This is a genomic window from Erythrobacter sp. K21-9, assembly GCF_055808355.1.
This window is the reverse complement of sequence record NZ_CM147866.1, coordinates 1,660,843-1,682,581: the sequence shown is the minus strand read 5'-3', so window position 1 is coordinate 1,682,581 and position 21,739 is coordinate 1,660,843. Positions and strand designations below refer to the sequence as shown.

25 protein-coding genes and 4 pseudogenes are annotated in these 21,739 nt (G+C 60.0%); 22 read left to right on the top strand and 7 right to left on the bottom strand.

Features of this window, described 5'->3' with window-relative positions; all coding sequences use genetic code 11:
• Positions 1-22: 22 nt before the first annotated feature.
• From AC0L39_RS08520 to AC0L39_RS08500, 5 genes are all read left to right on the top strand, one after another.
• The gene (locus AC0L39_RS08520) at positions 23-487 is read left to right on the top strand and encodes a phage holin family protein (protein ID WP_473257108.1); all 465 of its coding nucleotides are present in this window, start codon (positions 23-25) and stop codon (positions 485-487) included.
• Complete coding sequence (locus AC0L39_RS08515) at positions 484-852, top strand: hypothetical protein (protein ID WP_473257106.1); 369 nt, start codon at positions 484-486, stop codon at positions 850-852. Before AC0L39_RS08520 ends, AC0L39_RS08515 begins: the two co-directional genes overlap by 4 nt.
• Entirely contained in the window at positions 845-1,435 is a 591-nt protein-coding gene (locus tag AC0L39_RS08510) for a hypothetical protein (protein WP_473257105.1), read from the top strand. Before AC0L39_RS08515 ends, AC0L39_RS08510 begins: the two co-directional genes overlap by 8 nt.
• A gap of 100 nt (positions 1,436-1,535) precedes the next feature.
• Positions 1,536-1,766: a DUF4170 domain-containing protein gene (locus AC0L39_RS08505; RefSeq protein ID WP_473257104.1), complete on the top strand. Its 231-nt coding sequence runs from the start codon at positions 1,536-1,538 to the stop codon at positions 1,764-1,766.
• A 32-nt stretch (positions 1,767-1,798) separates the two neighbouring features.
• Positions 1,799-2,296, top strand: coding sequence for a GNAT family N-acetyltransferase (locus AC0L39_RS08500; protein ID WP_473257102.1), 498 nt, complete (start codon positions 1,799-1,801; stop codon positions 2,294-2,296).
• A 10-nt stretch (positions 2,297-2,306) separates the two neighbouring features.
• On the opposite strand, the gene greA is transcribed toward AC0L39_RS08500, so the two are convergent.
• From greA to carA, 7 genes and pseudogenes are all read right to left on the bottom strand, one after another.
• The gene (gene greA / locus AC0L39_RS08495) at positions 2,307-2,783 is read right to left on the bottom strand and encodes a transcription elongation factor GreA (RefSeq protein ID WP_473257099.1); all 477 of its coding nucleotides are present in this window, start codon (positions 2,781-2,783) and stop codon (positions 2,307-2,309) included.
• 114 nt (positions 2,784-2,897) lie between these two features.
• Positions 2,898-6,222, bottom strand: a pseudogene (carB, locus tag AC0L39_RS08490) (carbamoyl-phosphate synthase large subunit).
• On the bottom strand, positions 6,222-6,758 hold the full coding sequence (locus tag AC0L39_RS08485; protein ID WP_473257098.1) for a hypothetical protein: 537 nt from the start codon (positions 6,756-6,758) through the stop codon (positions 6,222-6,224). The pseudogene carB and the gene AC0L39_RS08485 overlap by 1 nt, the downstream one beginning before the upstream one ends.
• Positions 6,755-7,114 (bottom strand): hypothetical protein, encoded by a 360-nt coding sequence (locus AC0L39_RS08480; protein WP_473257096.1) that lies wholly within the window; start codon positions 7,112-7,114, stop codon positions 6,755-6,757. Before AC0L39_RS08480 ends, AC0L39_RS08485 begins: the two co-directional genes overlap by 4 nt.
• Complete coding sequence (locus AC0L39_RS08475) at positions 7,089-7,334, bottom strand: hypothetical protein (protein ID WP_473257094.1); 246 nt, start codon at positions 7,332-7,334, stop codon at positions 7,089-7,091. The genes AC0L39_RS08480 and AC0L39_RS08475 overlap by 26 nt, the downstream gene beginning before the upstream one ends.
• A gap of 10 nt (positions 7,335-7,344) precedes the next feature.
• Positions 7,345-7,920 carry a hypothetical protein gene (locus tag AC0L39_RS08470; protein ID WP_473257092.1) on the bottom strand — a complete coding sequence of 192 codons (576 nt, stop codon included), beginning with the start codon at positions 7,918-7,920 and terminating at the stop codon, positions 7,345-7,347.
• Positions 7,920-9,098, bottom strand: a complete 1,179-nt coding sequence (gene carA / locus AC0L39_RS08465; RefSeq protein ID WP_473257090.1) for a glutamine-hydrolyzing carbamoyl-phosphate synthase small subunit — start codon at positions 9,096-9,098, stop codon at positions 7,920-7,922. The genes AC0L39_RS08470 and carA overlap by 1 nt, the downstream gene beginning before the upstream one ends.
• 159 nt (positions 9,099-9,257) lie before the next feature.
• Between carA and AC0L39_RS08460 the strand changes: the two genes are divergently transcribed.
• From AC0L39_RS08460 to AC0L39_RS08380, 17 genes and pseudogenes are all read left to right on the top strand, one after another.
• Positions 9,258-9,707: a GatB/YqeY domain-containing protein gene (locus AC0L39_RS08460; RefSeq protein WP_473257088.1), complete on the top strand. Its 450-nt coding sequence runs from the start codon at positions 9,258-9,260 to the stop codon at positions 9,705-9,707.
• Between the two features lie 13 nt (positions 9,708-9,720).
• On the top strand, positions 9,721-10,485 hold the full coding sequence (locus tag AC0L39_RS08455; protein WP_473257085.1) for a hypothetical protein: 765 nt from the start codon (positions 9,721-9,723) through the stop codon (positions 10,483-10,485).
• A 44-nt stretch (positions 10,486-10,529) separates the two neighbouring features.
• Positions 10,530-11,799: pseudogene (gene dnaG, locus AC0L39_RS08450) on the top strand (DNA primase); the annotation flags it as partial.
• 736 nt (positions 11,800-12,535) lie between these two features.
• Complete coding sequence (locus AC0L39_RS08445) at positions 12,536-12,742, top strand: hypothetical protein (protein WP_473257083.1); 207 nt, start codon at positions 12,536-12,538, stop codon at positions 12,740-12,742.
• A gap of 9 nt (positions 12,743-12,751) precedes the next feature.
• Positions 12,752-13,282, top strand: coding sequence for an RNA polymerase sigma factor region1.1 domain-containing protein (locus tag AC0L39_RS08440; RefSeq protein ID WP_473257081.1), 531 nt, complete (start codon positions 12,752-12,754; stop codon positions 13,280-13,282).
• Positions 13,212-13,415, top strand: a pseudogene (locus AC0L39_RS08435) (RNA polymerase sigma factor RpoD); the annotation flags it as partial. The gene AC0L39_RS08440 and the pseudogene AC0L39_RS08435, both read left to right, overlap by 71 nt.
• A 10-nt stretch (positions 13,416-13,425) precedes the next feature.
• A complete protein-coding gene (rpoD, locus tag AC0L39_RS08430; protein ID WP_473257079.1) occupies positions 13,426-14,775 on the top strand; it encodes an RNA polymerase sigma factor RpoD in 1,350 nt (449 codons plus the stop codon).
• Between the two features lie 20 nt (positions 14,776-14,795).
• Positions 14,796-15,569: a sterol desaturase family protein gene (locus AC0L39_RS08425; RefSeq protein WP_473257077.1), complete on the top strand. Its 774-nt coding sequence runs from the start codon at positions 14,796-14,798 to the stop codon at positions 15,567-15,569.
• Positions 15,570-15,706: 137 nt separating this feature from the next.
• Positions 15,707-16,327 (top strand): ParA family partition ATPase, encoded by a 621-nt coding sequence (gene parA / locus AC0L39_RS08420; RefSeq protein ID WP_473257075.1) that lies wholly within the window; start codon positions 15,707-15,709, stop codon positions 16,325-16,327.
• Between the two features lie 85 nt (positions 16,328-16,412).
• Entirely contained in the window at positions 16,413-16,892 is a 480-nt protein-coding gene (locus AC0L39_RS08415) for an RpiB/LacA/LacB family sugar-phosphate isomerase (protein ID WP_473257074.1), read from the top strand.
• The gene (gene glyA, locus AC0L39_RS08410) at positions 16,889-18,199 is read left to right on the top strand and encodes a serine hydroxymethyltransferase (protein WP_473257072.1); all 1,311 of its coding nucleotides are present in this window, start codon (positions 16,889-16,891) and stop codon (positions 18,197-18,199) included. Before AC0L39_RS08415 ends, glyA begins: the two co-directional genes overlap by 4 nt.
• A 12-nt stretch (positions 18,200-18,211) precedes the next feature.
• Positions 18,212-18,688 carry a transcriptional regulator NrdR gene (gene nrdR, locus AC0L39_RS08405; protein WP_473257070.1) on the top strand — a complete coding sequence of 159 codons (477 nt, stop codon included), beginning with the start codon at positions 18,212-18,214 and terminating at the stop codon, positions 18,686-18,688.
• A gap of 6 nt (positions 18,689-18,694) precedes the next feature.
• A pseudogene (locus AC0L39_RS08400) lies at positions 18,695-19,433 on the top strand (RNA methyltransferase).
• Between the two features lie 49 nt (positions 19,434-19,482).
• Positions 19,483-19,782, top strand: coding sequence for a hypothetical protein (locus tag AC0L39_RS08395; RefSeq protein WP_473257068.1), 300 nt, complete (start codon positions 19,483-19,485; stop codon positions 19,780-19,782).
• A 107-nt stretch (positions 19,783-19,889) separates the two neighbouring features.
• Positions 19,890-20,156 carry a hypothetical protein gene (locus AC0L39_RS08390; RefSeq protein ID WP_473257067.1) on the top strand — a complete coding sequence of 89 codons (267 nt, stop codon included), beginning with the start codon at positions 19,890-19,892 and terminating at the stop codon, positions 20,154-20,156.
• Between the two features lie 198 nt (positions 20,157-20,354).
• On the top strand, positions 20,355-20,969 hold the full coding sequence (gene rpsD, locus AC0L39_RS08385) for a 30S ribosomal protein S4 (protein ID WP_473257065.1): 615 nt from the start codon (positions 20,355-20,357) through the stop codon (positions 20,967-20,969).
• Between the two features lie 106 nt (positions 20,970-21,075).
• Positions 21,076-21,708 (top strand): NAD(P)H-dependent oxidoreductase, encoded by a 633-nt coding sequence (locus tag AC0L39_RS08380; RefSeq protein ID WP_473257063.1) that lies wholly within the window; start codon positions 21,076-21,078, stop codon positions 21,706-21,708.
• Positions 21,709-21,739 lie beyond the last annotated feature (31 nt).

Here is a 21,739-nt window from a genome sequence, read left to right as displayed (position 1 = left end):
ACGGTCCTTGGGGGGACAGTGAATGCGTGATGACGAACGTCCGGTAGACGATGAGCGCAACGCTCTCGATCCGGTCGGTCCCTTTGACGCAGAAACTGCGCCCCCCGCCGATGCCGCTGCCGATGAGGACGCGGCTGAATACGACGAATCGCTGACTGACGAGCTTGCTGCGCTTATTGACGATGGGCGCACCTATGCTGAGGCAGAGATTGCGTTCCAGAAAACTCGCGCGAAAATCGCCGGGACAAGTGTCGGCAAGGCTATCGCTTTTCTGGTGGTGGCGGCGATCACACTTCATATCGCGGTGCTCGCCCTTGCCGTGGGCCTCGTGATAGCGCTCGAACCGCTCGTGACGATCTGGGGAGCCATCGCCATTGTCGTCGGCGTGCTTCTGATCCTGACCGTCTGGCTCGGGCTCAAAGCAAAGCGTAACACCGACCGCCTTGGCCTGATGTTCGGATCGTCTGACAAAGAAAGCGGCGCGTGAAGAAACTCGATCCGTCCTTTTACGAGGATCGCGCCCTGAGAGATGCGGCGCTTGAGGTGTTTTTGACCGACCTTGCGCATGTCCGCGCGTCCCTGTCGGGCGGCGGGATCGCCAGCAGGATGGTCGACCGTGTCGGTGAAGGCGCCAAGGACGTGCTGGAAACCGCGAAAGACAGGGCCGATGACAATCCCGGCATCATTGCCGCGCTGGTTGGTGCAATCCTGCTCTGGATTTCGCGCGAACCGATCTTTGAACTGCTCGGCCTGACCAGCGAGGAAAACGAGCAGGTCGACCCCGATTACAACAACGACGCGCCTGAAAACAGCGCCGATCAATCTACCCCGTCCGGAGACCCCGATGACTGAAACCGCCCCTACCCCCACAAACGACACTGCACCCGACAAGCGCGACGAACTGCGCGCCAAGATCGAGGCGAGCGAGCGCCGGATCGAGCAGCGCACCCTCGCCGAACAGGCCAAGGAAGCCGCCGGTGCTGCCACCCAGTTTGCGAAAGATCATCCGCTCACCGTCCTTGGCGGCGCTGTCGCAGTCGGACTGGCGATCGGCGCCATGACCTCACCGGGACGCAGAGCAGCCCGCAGCGCCGCGACCGGCACGGTGAATGCTGTCAACAGCGCTGCTCGCAGCACCAAGGATGCCGTCGGAAATGTCTCGACCAAGCAGGTTTCGCGCTTCGGCGCGCTCCTGGCCGATGCCATCACCGCATACGGGATCAAGCTGATCGATGAAGCGATGGACACGGCGCAGGCCGGTCAGGACAAGCTCGAGGATTTCGGCGACAGCGCGAGCTCCAAGGCGAGGCAGATCCGCCGAGATACCGAATATTTCGCGGGCAACGCGGTCGACAAGGGCCGCAGCGTAACGCGCCGCACCCGCCGCCGCGCCGGACGGGCCGTGCGAGGCTTGAAAGGCAAGGTCACGAGTTAACCCGCGTAAATCGGTGCGGCAGCGCACGCAGGCTTGCTCCTGCCGCCCGATACGCTAAGGGGCGCGTGAATTCTCACTTTGCCTCCCCAAGGACGTTCAGATGGAAGAAACCACCCCAAGCCAGCGCCTCCACCTCGTAATGGGCGGCCGTGTGACAGACCCGCGCGGGATCGAGTTCCAGGATCCGGAAAGCCTGCACGTCGTCGGGATCTACAGCACTTATGATGACGCCGTCGATGCATGGCGCGCACAGGCCCACCGCACCGTGGACGATGCCGAGATGAAATATGTCGTGGTCCACATCCACAAATTGCTGACACCCGACGCGTAATCGGTGCAATTCCGCACTAAGGCCTAGCGCCAGTGGCCTACACAATCCGCCCCTTCATTGATGGAGACGCGCCCGCATTGGCGCAGCTGACCGTCGCAGCCATCCGCGAAGTCGGCTCGCGGCACTATTCACGCCGTCAGGTCGATGCCTGGGGCGCGCGCCATCCCGGGCCGGAGCGGTTCATCGCGCGGGCCAAAGACGGCGCATACATTCTTGTCGCAGCAGACGCGGACGATCAGCCCGTCGCTTTCGCCCTGCTTGAGCCTGACGGCCATCTCGACATGCTCTATTGCCATCCCATGCACACGAGGCGCGGCCTCGCCGATGCATTGCTCGCAGAGTGCGAAACGAAAGCGCGGTCACTCGGCGCAGCGCGACTCTACACCGAAGCAAGCGAACTGGCCCGGCCCGCTTTCGAGCGAGCCGGTTACATTGTTCAGCACCGACGCGATTTCGAGATCGCACATGGTGATGGGTCAGTGGAAATCCACAATTACGCGATGGAAAAACCTCTCAATAGAGAGGTTTAACGCGCATTGATCAGATGAATTCGATTTTTTCGACGAGGTAGAACTTGTCTCCTGACGGGACCGTGACCTCGATCTCGTCTTCGACCTGCTTGCCGATCATGGCGCGCGCCAAAGGCGAGCTGAATGAAATGCGGCCTGATGCGACGTCAGCCTCGGTTTCACCTACGATCTGGTACTTGACCGGCTTGTCGTCTTCATCGAGCAACGTGACTGTCGAACCGAAGACAATTTTGTCGCCGGTCAGCGTTGCTGGATCGATAATCTGAGCGCGGCTGATCTTGCCCTCGATATCGCCGATCATGGCTTCAACCTGGCCCTGACGCTCTTTCGCAGCGTGGTATTCGGCGTTTTCCGACAGATCGCCATGCGCGCGCGCTTCTTCGATCGCGTCGACGATCTTCGGGCGTTCATCGCGCAAAGCCTTCAGGTCGGCAGTCAGGCGCTCGTACCCCTCGGCGAGCATCGGGACCTTTTCCATCGTAGCCATTCCAATTCTTTCCTTCTGGTCCCAACCACATTTTACCGCGTCATTTCGACTGTGACCGTCTCTTGGCGAGGCGGCCTCTACACAGCAGAATGTCGGGAGGGACGGCGTGAATTCTCAGTTATAATAGTCCTGCAAACTGCGGACTTCAAGTTGATCCGGTTTTATGGCGGCAATTGCCTGCGCTGCGGCCACCGAGCCAGCAGCGGTCGTGTAGGATGGCACCTTCTTTTCAAGTGCTGTCGCGCGGATCGATTTTGAATCGCGCAAGGATTGCCACCCTTCCGTGGTGCAGAAGATCAAATCGATCTCCCCATCAATCATCTTGTCAACGATATGGGGTTGGCCCTCTGCGACCTTGTTTACGCGTTCAACATTGAGGCCATGTTCGCTCAGATACTCCTTTGTACCGCCGGTTGCGACGATTTCGAAGCCTTCTTCTATCAGGGTTTTCACCGCAGGTACAATGGCTTGCTTGTCTGTGTCCTTCACAGACACGAATACGGTGCCACTGCGCGGCAGCGTCATCCCCGCACCCATCTGCGCCTTCAGAAACGCTGCCGGGAAAGTCTGGTCAATCCCCATCACCTCTCCGGTCGATTTCATCTCCGGCGTCAGGTTGGAATCGGCACCCGGGAACCGGCTGAACGGGAAAACCGCCTCCTTGATGGCCATGTATGGCAAGTCGCGCTTGAACGGCTCGAAATTCGCGAGTTTTTCGCCAGCCATTATCCGGCTGGCGATTTTTGCGACCGGCTGCCCAATCGCCTTGGCGACAAATGGCACGGTGCGGCTTGCTCGCGGGTTCACTTCGATCAGGTAAACCTCACCGTTTTTCACCGCGAACTGAACGTTCATGAGGCCGCGCACCTTCAGGGCGTTCGCAAGCGCTACCGCCTGTCGCTCCATTTCCTCGACGATCTCTGCCGGCAGCGAATAGGGCGGCAAGGAGCAGGCGCTGTCGCCCGAGTGTACGCCTGCCTCCTCGATATGCTGCATGACGCCTGCGATGCGCACTTCGTCGCCATCGGCAAGCGCATCGACATCGCACTCGATTGCATCGCGCAGATATTGGTCGACCAGTACCGGGCTGTCGCCGGACACATTCACGGCGGACTTGATGTAATCGTCGAGCTGCGCTTCGGAATCGACGATTTCCATTGCCCGCCCGCCGAGCACATAGGACGGGCGTAGCAGCACTGGATAACCGATATGAGCCGCCCTCGCCGCCGCCTCGTCGCGGCTGTAGGCGATGCCGTTTTCCGGCTGCTTGAGCTTGAGCTTGTTGACGAGCTTCGCAAACCGCTCGCGGTCCTCGGCAAGGTCGATGGCGTCGGGTGAGGTGCCGAGGATCGGGATGCCCTCGTCTTCCAGCGCCTGCGCCAGTTTCAGCGGGGTCTGCCCGCCGAATTGCACGATCACCCCGACAAGCTCGCCAGCCTGCTGTTCAACGCGCAGGATTTCCAGCACGTCTTCGGCGGTCAGCGGCTCGAAATACAGGCGGTCGGAAGTGTCGTAGTCTGTCGATACCGTCTCCGGATTGCAGTTGACCATGATCGTCTCATAGCCCTGCTCGGCGAGCGCGAAGCAGGCGTGGACGCAGCAATAATCGAACTCGATGCCTTGCCCGATCCGGTTCGGCCCGCCGCCAAGGATCACGATCTTCTTCCGGTCGGAGGGAGCAGCCTCGTCCTCCGGTTCGCCGAAGCTCGGGGCTTCGTATGTCGAGTACATGTAAGGCGTTATCGCCTCGAATTCGGCGGCGCAGCTATCGATCCGCTTGTAAACTGGATGGACACCCAGCTTGCGGCGCAGGGCGCGCACTTCGCTCTCGCTGGTCGCCCCTGCCATCGCCTGCAGCGCATCGTGGAGCAGCCCGGACCGCTTCGCCTGCGTTTCGGCAAGACCGCCAGCCACGCCGACCGACCGCACGGCAAGCGTCGCGAGGCGCCGGTCGGAAAAGCCCATGGACTTGAGGCGGCGCAGCTCGTCTGCAGTGCGCGGCAGGCCGTTATGCGCCAGCATCCGCTCTTCGTAGATGATCGCCTCGATCTGGCGCAGGAACCAGCGGTCATATCCCGTGACAGCGTGAATTTCCTCGACGGTCAGTTCCTCGCGGAACGCCTGCCCGACCTTCAGCAGCCGGTCGGGTGTCCGGCGCGAAATTGCGGCGGTGATCACGTCCTTGTGCGCGCCTTCCAGCTCGGGCGCGCGGTTGAACCCGTCAAGCCCGGTTTCGAGCCCGCGCAGAGCCTTCTGCATACTCTCGGCGAAGTTGCGGTCGATCGCCATGACTTCGCCGACCGACTTCATCGCCGTAGAGAGAAGCGGCTCGGTGCCCTTGAATTTCTCGAACGCAAAGCGCGGGATCTTGGTCACGACGTAATCGATGGTCGGCTCGAAACTCGCAGGCGTCGCGCCGGTGATCTCGTTCGTGATCTCGTCGAGCGTATAACCCACCGCCAGCTTTGCCGCGACGCGCGCAATCGGAAAGCCGGTGGCCTTGGATGCGAGTGCAGACGAGCGCGACACGCGCGGGTTCATCTCGATCACGATCAGGCGGCCATCCGCGGGATTGACCGCGAACTGAACATTCGATCCGCCGGTTTCGACGCCGATCTCGCGCAGCACCGCAATGCTGGCGCTCCGCATGATCTGGTATTCCTTGTCCGTCAGGGTCAGCGCCGGGGCGACCGTAATCGAGATCCCCTGTGTGCACACCCATCGGATCGACATTTTCGATCGAGCAGATGATGATGGCGTTGTCCGCATGATCGCGCACCACCTCCATCTCGTATTCCTTCCAGCCGAGCAGCGATTCCTCGATCAGGACTTCGGTGGTCGGCGATGCATCGAGGCCTTCGCCCACAATCCGGTCGAACTCGGCCTTGTTGTAGGCGATGCCCCCGCCCGTTCCGCCAAGGGTGAAGCTCGGGCGGATAATTGCAGGCAGGCCCGTATGCTCGATCAGCCCGCGCGCTTCCTCGAGCGTGTTGGCGACACCGCTGCGGGCGCTTTCGAGGCCGATCTTGTCCATCGCATCGCGGAAGCGCTGCCGATTCTCCGCCTTGTCGATGGCGTCGGCTTTTGCACCGATCATCTCGACCCCGTGCTCGGCCAGCGCGCCCATTTCATCGAGTTTCAGCGCGCAGTTGAGCGCCGTCTGTCCGCCCATTGTCGGCAGCAGGGCGTCGGGTTTCTCCTTGGCGATGATCTTGGCCACGATCTCGGGCGTGATCGGCTCGATATAGGTCGCGTCGGCAAACTCGGGATCGGTCATGATCGTCGCCGGGTTCGAATTGACGAGGATGACGCGGTATCCCTCCTCCTTCAGCGCCTTGATCGCCTGCGTGCCCGAATAATCGAACTCGCGCGCCTGGCCGATGATGATCGGACCGGCGCCAATGACTAGGATGGAGGAAATGTCGGTGCGTTTGGGCATCAGGAGGCTTCGTCCTCTTGGGGATCGGTTTCGGTTGTTTCGGCGGTAGCGGAGCCGGCGCGCTGCAGGGATATTTCGGTCAGCCGCATTCCCGCGACCTGACGCGCGCATCCGGCCGTGATGATGTCCAGGAGTGGCTTTGGTTGTCCGCGTACGCGGTAAAGCGCGGGGTTCTGGCCAAGGAAGAACGCTCCTTTTTCATCTACTGGCTGGGTCATGAACCGGGTTACTGCGGTCGATGTCTCATTGGTAGCGGCCATGGCGCGCGCGCCTGCGGTTTCATCGCTGCCCGGCACGATGAGGGCCTGCATGTCCTCAAGCTCCATCTTGGTGATATCGAAGGTGAAGGTCGGGATGAAGCGTCCTTCCTGCTGGGCAAGAGCCTCCTTGAATTCGAGCTTGCCCGACATGCGCTGGGCGCATTCTTCGGCAGATTCCTCTCCCTCGCGCCAATCCGTGTCGTCGAACAGCGAGCAGCCCGGCAGCAGCGCAAGGCCTGCCATGGCGGCGGTAAGTGTGATCGCGCGGCGTATCATCCCTGTTCTCCCGTATTCGGCTCGAATGCGTATGTGAGCTTCGTATACCGATAAACATAGGGCAAGGCGTCAATTCGGCTGATCCCGGCGCCGTGGATGAAGGTGCAATTGCGGCGAATGTCGATCAGGCGCTGCCCATCGCGCACGAGGATGTAGCTGAGGACGTAATGCTGGTGCGGCGCGGTCCGCCGTCCGACAATGTCGATCTGGCGGACGGTGTCCCCGATATCGCGCAGGACGTCCTCGTCCTTGAAGCCCTGAGCCTCGCGCAGCTCCTCGCTCACCTCGTGCAAGGCGTCCGGGTCGAAGCGCTCTTCCGTGAAGCGCCCGTCACTGGCGACGATCCGGCAATCCATCCGGCCCGCGATTGGCTTGCTGGTGTCCTCGCGAAAGAGGATCGAGCCGCCAGAATACGAGCACCGGCAACCCGCCCGCGCCCTGCTCAAGCGTGACCGAGCCGTCGCCCTGAAACGCCACGCTAGGGGCAATCACAGCGCCCGGCCAAGCGTCAGCAGGCGGCGGCGTCATCGCCGGGTTCTGGGCGAGTGCGGGGACGGCGAGTAAGGCCAGGATCATAGCGGCGCGCTCATTCATTTGTACTGTCGTCGCGCGGAGCAACCTGTTCGTTGCCTGCAAATCCAAAAATGGTGACACCTGCAAGAAGCAACCCATTGAAAACGCAAAAAGAGCGCTCGAAATCGAGTTGCTCGAAAGGAACGTTCGGTTCAAAGACCACTTGATCGTCACCTATCAGCCTCAACATCGAGCCGGCAGCGAAACCGCAATGCACTTCAAGAGAGGGGAGGAAGCCCGTATATCCACCCGCACTTTCCAAACTCGGCAGCCCTTCGAGTAACCCTTTCTCAGCAAGATTTTCGCGAGCGCTGGCAAGATTTTGAGCTTGCAAACGCGAATGCATCGGTTCCCAGTAAGCGGAATTCAGGTTCTCATCCTCAAACCTAATTTCGTATTGGACGGACGTCTTCTCAAGACAATCGAATTGTTGAGCTCGCGGGTTGGCTGCGTCGAAGATTGTAACCTCGAACGCTTGGATCGTCTCGTCGTAGCGTACGGTGATACCTGATCGCTCAAGCCCGCAATCAACTAGTTCGCCAACAATTCTTTCTTCTGCGGCGCCGTAGTCGAAAGGAGGAGCCTCCATTACCCCAGCCCCCCGACAAACTTCTCGAACAGGTAAAAGCTATCCTGCGGTCCCGGCGATGCCTCCGGGTGATATTGCACCCCGAACGCGCGCTTGCCCTTTACCGCGATCCCGCAATTCGAGCCGTCGAACAGGCTTACATGCGTCTGCTCCAGTGTGTCAGGCAGGGTCTCGCCATCGACTGCGAAGCCGTGGTTCATGCTGGTGATCTCGACTAGGCCCTCGCTCTCGCCCCACGCACTCCCGACGCGCTGGACCGGGTGGTTTGCGCCGCGGTGGCCCTGGTGCATCTTGGCAGTCTTTGCGCCCGCTGCGAGGCCCAGCATCTGGTGGCCGAGGCAGATGCCGAACAGCGGTACGTCGCGCTCCAGCAATGCCTTGATCACCGGCACGGCATATTCGCCAGTCGCTGCCGGATCGCCAGGGCCATTGGAGAGGAACACGCCCTCCGGCTCCAGCGCCATGATTTCATCGAAGGTGCTGCGCGCCGGGACCACAGTGACCTTCGCGCCCGCTTTCACGAGATTGCGGAAGATGTTGTCCTTCGCGCCGTAATCGATCGCCACGACATGCGGGCGCTCACGGTTGCTCTCGGTATAGCCGAAGCCAAGCTGCCAATGCCCGCCGCGCCAATCCTCGTTCTCCTGTCGCGACACGCGCGGGACGAGATCGAGCCCTTCCAGTCCGCTGAATTCCTGCGCCTGTTTGAGCAATGCACCGACGTCGAAGTTCCCGCTCGGCTCATACGCAATCACCGCATTGGGCGCGCCGTTCATGCGGACGCGGCGGGTGAGCGCGCGCGTATCGACGCCGGATAGACCGATCTTGCCGTGCGCCTTCATCCACTCGACGAATTCATCGCGCGCGCGGAAATTGGAATGCGGCGTCACTTCTTCGCGGACGATGCAGCCGACCGCACCCAGACCGCGGCTTTCCACGTCTTCCTCGTTCGCGCCGACATTGCCGATATGCGGAAAGGTAAAGGTTACGATCTGACTGTCATAGGACGGATCGGTCATCACCTCCTGATATCCCGTCATCGCGGTGTTGAAGCACACCTCGCCTATGGCAGATCCCATCGCGCCAAAGCCTTTCCCCCAGATCGCCGTCCCATCGGCCAGAATCAGCAAGCCCGTCGCACCGTCAGGTTGCGCAGGAGTGGCGGCGGATCGGGCCATTTGGGGCTCTCCGGGGTCAGGTGTTTCCAGCAATGTCGCTAAGTCCCATCGGCTAGGCCCACAGCGGGCCTGCGTCAACCTAGGCGGCGCTCTCGCAATGCGGTAGAGCGCGCCCATATAGCGATCCATCCACAACTTAGACGAAAAGACGAACCCGCCATGATCCGTGATGACATCAAAGCCGCGACCATCACCTCGATGAAAGCAGGCGAGAAGGACCGCACTGCGACGCTCCGCCAGATCTCCGCCAAGATCAAGGACCGCGATATCGAGCAGCGCACCAGCTCCAAGGACATCCCCGATGACGATCTCGTCACGTCCGTTTTGCAGAAAATGGCGAAGCAGCGGCGCGAATCGATAACCATGTATGTTGACGGTAATCGCGAGGAACTCGCCGAGAACGAGCGCGCGGAACTCGCCATCATCGAGGAATTCCTGCCCCAGATGATGAGCGAGGAGGAAACCCGCGCTGCAATCGAGGAGGCCAAGGCAACAACTGGCGCGACATCTGTTAAGGATATGGGCCGCGTCATGGCGGAACTGAAAGGCAAATACGGCGCTGTTATGGATATGGGCACCGCTAGTGCCATGCTTAAGAACAGTTTTTGAGGGGAACTAAATCATGATCCGCCATTCGATTTTGGTCGCGCCAGCTTTGCTTTTGGCGGCTTGCGGCGATCCCGCAGCGGAAGTCGATTACGATGCCGACGATTCAGATGCAGCGGAACTCGAAGTCGCCACTACAGACGGTGAGGCTGCCGCGCTTGCATCGGCAATTGATCCGGGCGATTTCGCCGATCTGGAGCTTGGCGCAAAGATCGTTGGGCCGCGCGGTCCGGAGGTCCAGACGAGCCTCAGCAATGAAGCGGGCATCCTTGCCGACATCACCTCGTATGTTGCGTGTCCGGCAGGGATGGAGACGTGCGATCCGGCCAGCGCGCCCGATGGCACGATCTACACCTATGTCCACACCGTTTATCCGGGCGAGGACATGGACCCGACAACCGGCGCTGGCGCAGGTCCCGATGACATCGACGTCGAAAGCGCAGGAGCCTTCATGATGACCGCTCCTGCACATGGTTTCACTGGCGAAGCCGGGTTCTCGAAAGCCGAAGCGATTGCTGCTGCCGGCCCCAGCATCAATATTGTCGTAACTTGCGAAGAAGACGGCGAGATTTACTGGACGGCAAATGCTGGCGATGGCGGCGACCAATGGGAGGATGCCGAGCCGATCACCTTCTACTGGCGCTCTACCCTGCCCCCGGCGGGACCGGCGGTCAGCTATGCGATCCGCGCCAACGGTGTGACGGCATCAGGCGAAGGCCCGTATCCCGCGATGGATGGCGCAGCGACCAATGCATGCACAGCGTCCTCGGCTGCAGACTGAATTTACCGCTTGAATGATTGGCGTGCGGGGCGCATTTTCCCCGCATGACCATCACCCCGCAATGGAAAGACGAGCTGCGCGCTCGGATCACGCTTTCGAGCGTTATCCTGCGGACGGACAAGATCACTAAGGCGGGGCGCGAATGGAAGGGCCGCTGCCCGTTCCACGACGAAAAGACGCCAAGCTTCTATGTCAACGATCAGAAGCAGTTCTATCACTGCTTCGGCTGCGGCGCGCATGGCGATGTCATCAGCTGGATGACCGAGCAGCGAGGGCTGTCCTTCATCGACGCGATCAAGGAACTCGCTGCTGAGGCCGGGATGGAAGTCCCCGCCCCCGACCCGGTCGCGGCAAAGAAAGCGGAAAAGCGCGCCAGCCTGATCGACGTGACGACCGATGCGCAGGAATGGTTCATGGACAACCTGCGCAGCGCAGACGGACACGAAGCGCTCGAATATTTGCGCCGCCGCGATCTCACGGACGAGACACTGCGCGAATTCGGTTTTGGGTATGCCCCGGAAAGCAAGCAGGCGCTCAATCGTGCATTGTCTCGCTACGATGAAGAAATGCTGGTGGACACCGGCATGCGGATCAAGACCGATGACGGCACGACCTATGACCGTTTTCGCGGGCGCGTCATGCTCCCGATCCAGGACGCGCGCGGGCGGGTGATCGCGTTCGGCGGGCGTATCCTTGCGGACCGGGACGGCGTCGCGAAATACCTCAACTCCCCTGATACACCGCTGTTCGACAAGGGGCGCACGCTTTACAATCTGCACCGCGCCGCGCCCGCCTCACGCCAGACCGAGCCGGGTCATTGTGGTCGAAGGGTATATGGACGTGATTGCGCTGTCGCAGGCCGGCTTTACGGACGCTGTGGCCCCGCTCGGCACGGCGCTTACCGAAATGCAGCTCGAAATGCTGTGGCGGATGGTCGAGGTGCCGGTGCTCTGCTTCGACGGGGACAATGCAGGCCAGCGCGCCGCGATGCGAGCGGTCGAGCGAGCGCTCCCGCTACTCAAGGCGCCGAATTCACTGCAAATCCTTCAGTTGCCCGTAGGAATGGACCCCGACGACTTGGTTCGAAAACGCGGTGCAGGTTCTTTTGAAAACTTATTGAATGACACCACTCCACTTGTCCGGTTCCTTTGGGAGGCGGAACGCGATGCTACTCCGCTCGATACACCTGAGCAGAAAGCTTACTTGCGACGTCGTCTCATAGATCAAGCGTATACGATCCAAGATGAGGAACTTCGGCGACTTTATCGACGCGAACTTGTCGATCTATATTATCAGCACGTTTACCCGAAAAAATTTGGGACTTCGAAGACGAATGGTCATGGGCTTCTTTCTAAAGAGAACCTAGCTAGGCTCAGTTATTTCGTGGCGAGTGGAAGTCGCGAGGCATTATTACGTGCATCTCTAGCCGCAATTGCGCGCCATCCCGAACTGTTCGAGCGATACAAGAGTTCCATCGACGAATACGAGCCGCCTAGCCCTGAGATTGAGGAGGCAATCGATGTGTTTTGGGAGGCAAATGACTCGCTTAATGATGGCTCCGCTCTGCCAACAAAATTGGAGGAAATTGCAAAATGGAAAGGTCCGATTGCCTTTCCATTTTTGGCGAAGGACGCCACACGAGGATATGTGCAAGAATGCCTTGACGAGGCGTTTGTCGTTTTGGTCGACAAGCCCAAGGTAGCCAAACATCTAGATCAAGCGATGAAGAAGATTGAAGCAGACCCTTCACCCGAGAATGAGCTAGAGTTCCTTAGGCTTGTCGAAGTGAAGCAAAAGATCGTAGAGCGTGAGCGGCGGATCGCTAGAATTGTGATGCAATGACCGCACCTGCAATTGAATCGCTGATAGAGCTATCGGAAACGCTTGATTCAGGCGCTCAAAGCGCCATATCAGCGGAGCAAGGCTATCCTGCCCCACCGGTAGACAATCGTTACACCTTCCTCCGAGAAGGCGCGCCCCCGGTGAAGCGCGCGAGGAACTGGCCGAAGCTGTGTCGTTGCTGGCCCATAAACCAGCACTCGAAGCTGCCATGGCAGCGACGATTGCGAAGTTTGAGGATGATCCGGAAGGGTCCTTTGCAGAACAGGCCCGCTTGCGGCAGCAGCTCATGACAGTTGACGAGCGTCTGAAAGCATTCGGGCGCAAAAGGGCCGCTTCTTCAGCGGCCACGGAAGAAAATTCGGTGGTGCCGGACAGCCAAGGGGGCGAGACGGCAGACAACCTCGAGATGGATTGATAGCGTTACATGGCCTCGACCGCTAAAAGCAAAAAGCAAGACAAAGAAGACGCTCCACTGATCGACCTCAACGAGGCGTCGGTGAAGAAGCTGATGACCAAGGCGAAGAAGAAGGGCTACATCACCTATGATGAGCTCAACGAGGCTTTGCCTTCGGGTGAGATGAGCCCCGACCAGATCGAGGACATCCAGACGGCGCTGTCCGAAATGGGCGTGCAAATCGTCGAGAACGACGAGGATGCCGAGGCCGAGGCGGAACAGGAAAACGAGGTCGAAGAGATCTCTGTCGGCGCCGATGCCAAGAAAGAAACCAAGAAAGATGCCAAGGCTCCTGCGGTAAAGAAAGCCGCTGCCGATGGCCGCACCGATGATCCGGTGCGCATGTACCTGCGCGAAATGGGCGCGGTGGAGCTGCTGAGCCGCGAGGGCGAAATTGCCATTGCGAAACGCATCGAATCCGAGCCGCGACATGATGATCATGGGCCTGTGCCAGAGCCCGATCACCTTCCACGCCATCATCCAGTGGTCCGAAGCGCTTAACGCAGAAGACATGCAGCTGCGCGAAATCCTCGATCTCGACGCGATGCTTTCCAAGGAGCCTCCGCCCGACAAGATGGAGGAGGAGAACGAGGAAGACGACGGCGAAATCTCCGAAGAGACCGCCGGCCCGACCATTCGCGATGATGACGAAGACGAGTCTGACGACACCGACGAGGAAGGCGAAGACGGCGAGATCCAAGAAGGACGACGAGGAAGAGGAGGACAACACCCTCTCGCTCGCGCAGATGGAAGCCACGCTGAAACCCGACGCGATCGAGCGCTTTGCCCGCATCACGAAGCTGTTCAAAACCTTCGAGAAACTTCAGGCCGAGCGCGTTGAGACGCTGGCTGCTGGCGGCGAATTCCCAAAGGCGAAGGAAAACAAGTACGAAAAGCTCGGCGATGAACTCACCGCCGAAGTTGAAAGCATGCAGTTCCACGCGACCAAGATCGAATTCCTGGTCGACAACCTTTACGCCTTCAACCGCCGCCTGACCGCGCTGGGCGGCCAGATGCTACGTCTGGCAGAGCGCCACAAGATCAAGCGGATCGACTTCCTGAAATCGTATGTCGGTAACGAGCTGGACGACAGCTGGATCATCGCCAATGCGAAAAAGGACAAGAAGTGGAAAGCCTTCGCCGAGAAGGAAGAGGCCGCGATCGACCGCATCCGTGCGGAAATCACCGACATCGCCGCTCAGACCGGCATGGCGCTTCCGGAATTCCGCCGCATCGTCAACATGGTGCAGAAAGGCGAGCGCGAAGCACGTATCGCGAAGAAGGAAATGGTCGAGGCGAACCTGCGTCTCGTGATTTCCATTGCCAAGAAATACACCAATCGCGGCCTGCAATTCCTCGACCTCATCCAGGAAGGCAATATCGGCCTGATGAAGGCGGTCGACAAATTCGAATATCGCCGCGGTTACAAGTTCTCGACTTACGCGACGTGGTGGATCCGTCAGGCAATCACCCGTTCGATTGCCGATCAGGCCCGCACGATCCGTATTCCGGTCCACATGATCGAGACGATCAACAAGCTCGTGCGCACATCGCGCCAGTTCCTGCACGAGGAAGGCCGCGAGCCAACCCCCGAGGAAATGGCAGCGCGCCTGTCCATGCCGCTCGAAAAAGTGCGCAAGGTGATGAAAATCGCCAAGGAACCGATCAGCCTCGAGACGCCCATCGGCGATGAGGAAGATTCGCATCTCGGCGATTTCATCGAGGACAAGAACGCGATCATTCCGGTCGACGCCGCCATTCAGGCGAACCTCAAGGAAACGGTCACCCGCGTCCTCGCCTCGCTGACGCCGCGCGAAGAACGCGTGCTGCGCATGCGCTTTGGCATCGGGATGAACACCGACCACACCCTCGAGGAAGTCGGCCAGCAGTTCAGCGTGACCCGCGAACGTATCCGCCAGATCGAAGCCAAGGCGCTGCGCAAGCTGAAGCATCCATCGCGGAGCCGCAAGATGCGCAGTTTCCTGGATCAGTGAACTGACGAAGGGACACGCCGATGGAGAGCATTCAAACAGCTATTGACTTCATCGGTGGTCCTGCCGCCCTTACCATTCTGGCTGTTGTCTATTTCGGCAGCGTCATCCTCGAACGGCTTTGGGCTTTCAGGGCGAACCCCGATTACCACAACAAGGACGCCTTGAATTCGATCGGGCTCAATCTGATTTCGAGTGCCCTCAATCTCGCGATTGGCTTGCTGGTTCCCCTAGCGCTGTATGTGCTGGTCTACGACAATTTTCGCGTCTTCGATGCGATTCCGCTGCTGCTTGCAATTCCGATCGCCTTCGTGGCGCACGAATTTGCGTATTACTGGGACCACCGGTTTGGCCACCGGATCGGCCTGCTGTGGGCCTTTCATGCAATCCACCACTCTTCGAACGAGTTCAACCATACCACCGCTGCGCGGGGATTCTTCCTTGATGGCCAGTTGAAAGGTCTGTTTGCGCTGATCCCAGCGGTCATCGGTATCGATCCGGTGCTCTATATCGCTGTCAGTGTATTCACCAACGCCTTTGGTATCTGGAACCACGCCAGTTGGGTTGGACAGCTCGGCTGGGTCGACCGTGTTTTGATGACGCCCAAGATGCATAAAATTCACCACGCAGAATCAGCCGCAATACATCGACCGGAATTACAGCCAGGTGTCGCTGTTGTTCGACAGGATCTTTGGAAGCGCCGCTTATCTGGGCGAAGAGCCCAATCCTGGGCTTGTAAAGCCGGTCTACGACTACAATCCGCTGACAGCGCAATTCGCAGGGTTCAAACAGCTTAAGGACCGCATCGACACCGCGCCGCGCTGGCAGGATAAGATCGCTTATCTCTGGCGCCCACCAGAATGGTCGCACGACGGGGTATGCCGGTCCGATTGCCCGAAATATTCAGCCGCCGCAGCTTGAGGAAACACCAGCTTTGCCAACCATCGCTATCGTCAGCCAGAAAGGCGGCTCGGGCAAAACCACCCTCGCCGTTCACCTTGCGACGCGTGCCGCGCAGGCTGGGCGGGAAAGCTGCGTTATCGATACCGATCCGCAGGCCACGGCCGCTGCGTGGAGCGATTGGCGCGGGGATTTCCTCCCCGTGGTGGTCACCAGCCCCCCTGCCCGGCTCGGCCGCACCATCGACAGCGCCAAGAAGAACGGCGTCGATTTCGTCGTCATAGATACGCCGCCTCATGCAGACGCTGCAGCGCGCGAGGCGATCAAGGTGGCTGACATCGTGCTGATCCCGTCGAAACCGCGCGCATTCGATCTTCACGCGCTCGAACCGATTGCCGACCTTGTGTCCTTTGCGAAAAAGCCCGCCTTCGTTGTGCTCAATTCCGTGCCGGCGGGGGCAACCGTACTGTCCGAAGACGCGCGCAAATCTGCGAGGGAAATGGGGCTGAAAATGTGCTCTGTCACTCTCGGTGATCGCGCGGCATTCCACCGATCATCGGCGAAGGGCGAGACAGCCGCCGAGATCGATCCCGAAGGCAAGGCAGCAAGGGAGATCGAGAAACTCTGGAAGTGGCTTAACAAGAAGCTCGCCTGACGCCATCGAGGAGCGCGCGCTCCATCGGTCGAAAAGCCGTGTCTTCGGGGTGGAGAGAATCGCTCGGCGCTCCTATGTGTATCCCATGCGTATTGCCATTGCCTCAGATCACGCCGCGACCGACCTGAAAGCCGACCTGGCCGAATGGTTGATCGATGAAGGACACGAAGTCGCCGATCTTGGCCCCGGTGCGGGCGAAAGCGTCGACTATCCCGACTACGGTTACAAGCTCGCCAGTGTCGTCGCCGATGGCACGGTCGAATTCGGTATCGCTCTATGCGGCTCGGGGATCGGCATCTCGATCAGCGTCAATCGCCACCCTTCCGTGCGGTGCGCGCTCGTGTCCGAGCCGCTGTCCGCTGCTCTCGCGCGTGAACACAACAACGCCAACTGTCTCGCCATGGGAGCACGCCTGATAGGCATCGAAATGGCGAAGTCTTGCGTAGCTACCTTCCTGAATACCGAATTTGCTGATGCGGGCGATCCTTCGGGTCGCCACCAACGCCGCGTCGCAAAGCTCGGCAATCCGCCAACCTCTCCCGATCATATCGAGACCCACCAATGAGCACACAGCCAAACGAAGTCCTGAATTCGATGGATGCATTCTGGAATGACGACCTTGCCACCGCGGATCCGGAAATTGCGGACGCCATCGATAAGGAGCTGAAACGCCAGCAGGACAAGATCGAGCTGATTGCGAGCGAGAATATCGCGTCGAAGGCCGTGCTCGAAGCCACCGGAAGCGTCTTCACCAACAAGTATGCCGAGGGATATCCGGGCAAGCGCTATTACGGCGGCTGCGACTATGCCGATGTGGTCGAGACGCTGGCAATCGAGCGCGCCAAGCAGCTGTTCGGGTGCGATTTTGCGAATGTGCAACCGAACTCGGGCAGCCAGATGAACCAAGCTGTGTTCCTGGCGTTACTTTCGCCCGGCGACACTTTCATGGGCCTCGACCTCAATTCGGGCGGCCACCTCACCCACGGTTCGCCCGTCAACATGAGCGGCAAGTGGTTCAATCCCGTCAGCTACGGTGTGCGTGAAGGCGACGAGCTGATCGATATGGATGCGGTCGCCGCGACCGCGCGCGAGCACAAGCCCAAGCTGATCATCTGCGGCGGAACGGCCTATTCGCGGACTTGGGATTTTCAGGCATTTCGCGATATTGCCGATGAAGTTGGCGCCTATTTGCTGTGCGACATGAGCCACATTTCCGGCCTGGTCGCTGGCGGCGCGCATCCTTCGCCCTTCCCGCATTGCGATATCGTCACCTCGACGACGCATAAGAGCCTGCGCGGTCCGCGCTCCGGCATCATCCTGTGGAATGATGAGAAGCTGACCAAACCGCTCAACATGGCGGTCTTCCCCGGCCTTCAGGGCGGACCGCTGATGCACGTGATAGCGGCCAAGGCGGTTGCGTTCCGCGAGGCATTGCAGCCCGATTTCAAGACCTACGCCCACCACATCGTCGAAAACGCACGCGCGCTCGCCGCCAGCCTTGAGGAAAACGGCTTGCGGATCGTGTCGGGCGGAACGGACAACCACTCGATGCTGGTCGATCTGACAGCCAAGGGCGTGACCGGCAAGGACGCAGAAAAAGGCCTCGATCGCGCCTGGCTCACCTGTAACAAGAACGGCATTCCCTTCGACACCCGCTCGCCCTTCGTCACCAGCGGTATTCGCCTCGGCACGCCTGCGGGCACGACCCGCGGTTTTGGTCCGGCTGAATTCCGCACCGTAGGCAAGCTGATTGCAGAGGTGGTCGATGGCCTCGCCAAGAACGGCGCGGAAGGCGATGCTCAGGTCGAGGAAAACGTGCGCGGCCGAGTGGCCGAATTGTGCGCGGCCTTCCCGGTCTACCCCGACGCCTGAGTCTGAAACCGCATGCGTTGCCCCTTCTGCGCTCACGATGATAGCCAGGTAAAAGACAGCCGTCCGACCGAGGACGCGACCGCGATCCGCCGGCGCCGCCAATGCTCGCATTGCGGCGCACGCTTCACCACCTTCGAACGCATACAGCTGCGCGAAGTTATTATCGTCAAGGCGGGCGAGGACGGTTCGGAGCCGCGCCGCGAACCCTTCGACCGATCGAAGCTGGAGCACTCGGTCTCGCTCGCCTGCCGCAAGCGGAATGTTACGCAGGAGCGGATCGACCAGCTGATCTCGGGCATCCAGCGGCAGGTTGAAACTGCGGGCGAGCCGGAAGTCGCCTCGGCCAAGATCGGCGAGATGGTGATGGACGGGCTAAAGCAGATCGACAGCGTCGCCTATATCCGCTTCGCCAGCGTCTACCGCGACTTTTCAGAAGCGCGGGATTTCGAGGAATTTGCCAGCACTGTTGCCGACGCGGCGAAGGATTAGCGGCAAATGACCGCCCCCATTATCGTGCTCGTCCGCCCGCAACTGGGCGAGAATATCGGCAAGGCCGCGCGCGCGATGCTGAATTTCGGCCTCACGGAGATGCGGCTGGTCGCACCGCGCGATGGCTGGCCCAACCCCTCGACCGGGCCTGCTGCGAGCCGGAGCGGATATCGTCCTTGATCAGGCGCAAGTCTATGAAACCACGGCAGATGCGGTGGCCGATTGCGAGCATGTCTACGCCACCACCGTGCGCAAACGCGGCGTGACCAAGCCGGTGGTCGGCCCCGACGAGGCGGCGCGGCTGATGCATGGAAAAAGCGGGCGCCATGCGATCCTGTTCGGGCGCGAGGCATCGGGGCTGGCGACCGAGGATGTTTCGCTTGCCCGCCACATCCTGACTGTCCCGATCAATCCCGAATTTGGATCGCTGAATCTCGCCCAGGCTGTGATACTTTGCGCCTATGAATGGTCGAAGCATGTCGGTCTCGTAAAGCCGACCGATGAAGAGCTGTTGCCACCGGCTCCGCAGGAGGAGCTCGACGGTCTCATTCAGCACCTGGAAGGCATGCTGGAGCCGAAAGGGTACTTTTTTCCGCCCGACCGCGCGGAAGCATCCCGGCGAACCCTGCGCACAGTTCTGACCAAGCCCGGGTGGAATCACCTCGAAGTGCGGACCTTGCGCGGCGCGCTCTCCTCATTGACTCGCACGTCCGGAAAGGCGAGAAATATAGAGGAGATGGACTAATTTCCGTCTCGAGGCAGAGGGGACTGCTGCCATTCAAGGAGGAGGAACCATGACCAACGGACTTATTTTTCTCGTTGCAGCGGCGATGGCACAGGCATCGCCCGCTACCACTTCCGAGGCTGCGAACACTCAGTCGCAGGATGCCGCAGTCAAGGACACGAAGGACAAGGCCAAGGACGACGCCGACCGCATAATCTGCAAACGATACGCAAAGACCGGCACGCGGGTCAGAGAAAAGGTCTGCTATACCGCAGCGCAATGGAAGCAGATACGTAACCGCGCTCAGGATATAGGCCTGATGATACAGGACAGAGGCGCGATCGATGCCAGTCGGCGGTCTGACCGCTAAGCAACCGACCAATTTGGTGAAGAGCCGACTGGATTGCGGCATGGACACTGCCCCAAGGCCTTGTTATTCAGCAGGCCCCTCCAAGCCTTAACTCCACGAGATATATCATGAAACTGACTGTGATTGGCGCTGCAGCGCTTATTTTCGCTGCGCCCGTCCTCGCCCACCAGCCCGAAGCCGAACAGGAAGCAGGCGAAGCGCAGGCGAAAGCTGACGATGCCAAGGACAAGAGCGAGAGCACCACCATTGTCATCCCCGAGGTGAAGGAAGAAAAGCGCATCTGCCGCCGGGTAAAGCTCGACATGAGCAGCCGGCGCGCGACCAAGGTATGCAAGACGTCCGACGAGTGGCGCGAATTCAACCAGCGCCGTTGATTACAGCGTGATCCGGTTGCCGGAGGCGCTGCAACTGAACCTTGACGCGCGGCAGATTCCTGCTAATTGCGCGCCTTCGCAAATGGGCCCCGCACCCCGGTGAAGCGGTGGCCGCGCCGAGAAGCAATTCTCGGCGGTGCGATGCCGGGTTGAATGGCCACCAGTTCGGGTGGCTCAGCAAATTTGAAGGAAAGACTTATGTCGAAGCGCAAGAGCGCCAAGTACAAACTCGACCGCCGGATGGGTGAAAACATCTGGGGTCGCCCGAATTCCCCGGTCAACAAGCGGTCCTACGGCCCAGGCCAGCACGGTCAGCGCCGGAAGAGCAAGATGAGCGATTTCGGCCTGCAGCTGCGCGCCAAGCAGAAGCTGAAAGGCTATTACGGCGACGTGACCGAGAAGCAGTTCCGCTCGACCTACAAGGACGCCACCCGCATGAAGGGTGACACCGGCCAGAACCTGATCGGCCTGCTCGAACGCCGTCTCGACATGATCGTGTACCGCGCGAAGTTCGCTCCGACGATCTTCGCTGCACGTCAGATCGTCAACCACGGCCACATCTATGTGAACGGCGTGAAGTGCAACATTCCGTCGCGCCGCTGCGATCTGGGCGATGTCATTAGCCTGGGTAGCAAGGCCAAGGAAATGGCTCTCGTGATCGAAGCACAGAGTCTGCCCGAGCGTGAGATTCCCGATTACGTCGTGCCGGAAGGCAACGATAAGGTCGCTTTCAGCCGCGCGCCGAAGCTCGACGAAGTGCCCTACCCGGTCACTATGGAACCGAACCTCGTGGTCGAGTTCTACTCGCGCTGATCCGCGGGAACAGCGAAATTTTCAAAGGGCGGTCCTCCGGGGCCGCCCTTTCCTTTTGCGCGCGATGCAGGCACACAATCGACTGTGCCGCTAGGGGGATTGCTCGATGAACGTGCTGCTGATCGACGGGCATCCGGACGAAGGACGATATTGCTCGCACCTGCTCGATATCTATCAAAACGCTTTGCCTGCAAACTGTGCTGTGACCCGGATCGCTGTGCGCGATCTAGAATTCACTCCCAACCTCCGGCACGGCTATCGCAAACGCACCGAATGGGAGCCGGATATCGCAGCGCTGGCCGAAACGCTCGACGCTTGCGATCACGTCGTGTTCGTATTCCCAATGTGGTGGGGAGCCGAACCTGCCCTGCTGAAAGGGCTGCTCGACCGGCTGATGCTCCCCGGTTTCACCTTCGCCTATCACGATGACGACACATGGTGGGACCGCAATATGGAAGGGCGCTCCGCCGATGTAATCGTCACGATGGATACGCCGCCGGTCTTCCTGTTCCTCGCCTATTGGAATTCCATCATCCGGAGATGGAAAGGGCAAATCCTGGGATTTTGCGGGTTCAAGCCGGTCCGCATCCTGCCGCTCGGACAAGTCAAATTCGGCGGTGCAGAGAAAAATGCGGGCAAATGGACGCGAAAGATCGAAAAACTGGCGCGTTCGGTGAGGCAGGCTGAGCCGCACAAGAAGCAGGGACGGCTCGAACCATTCCTGACCCGACGCAGGTGAAACAAAAAAGGCGGCCCCGAACGGACCGCCT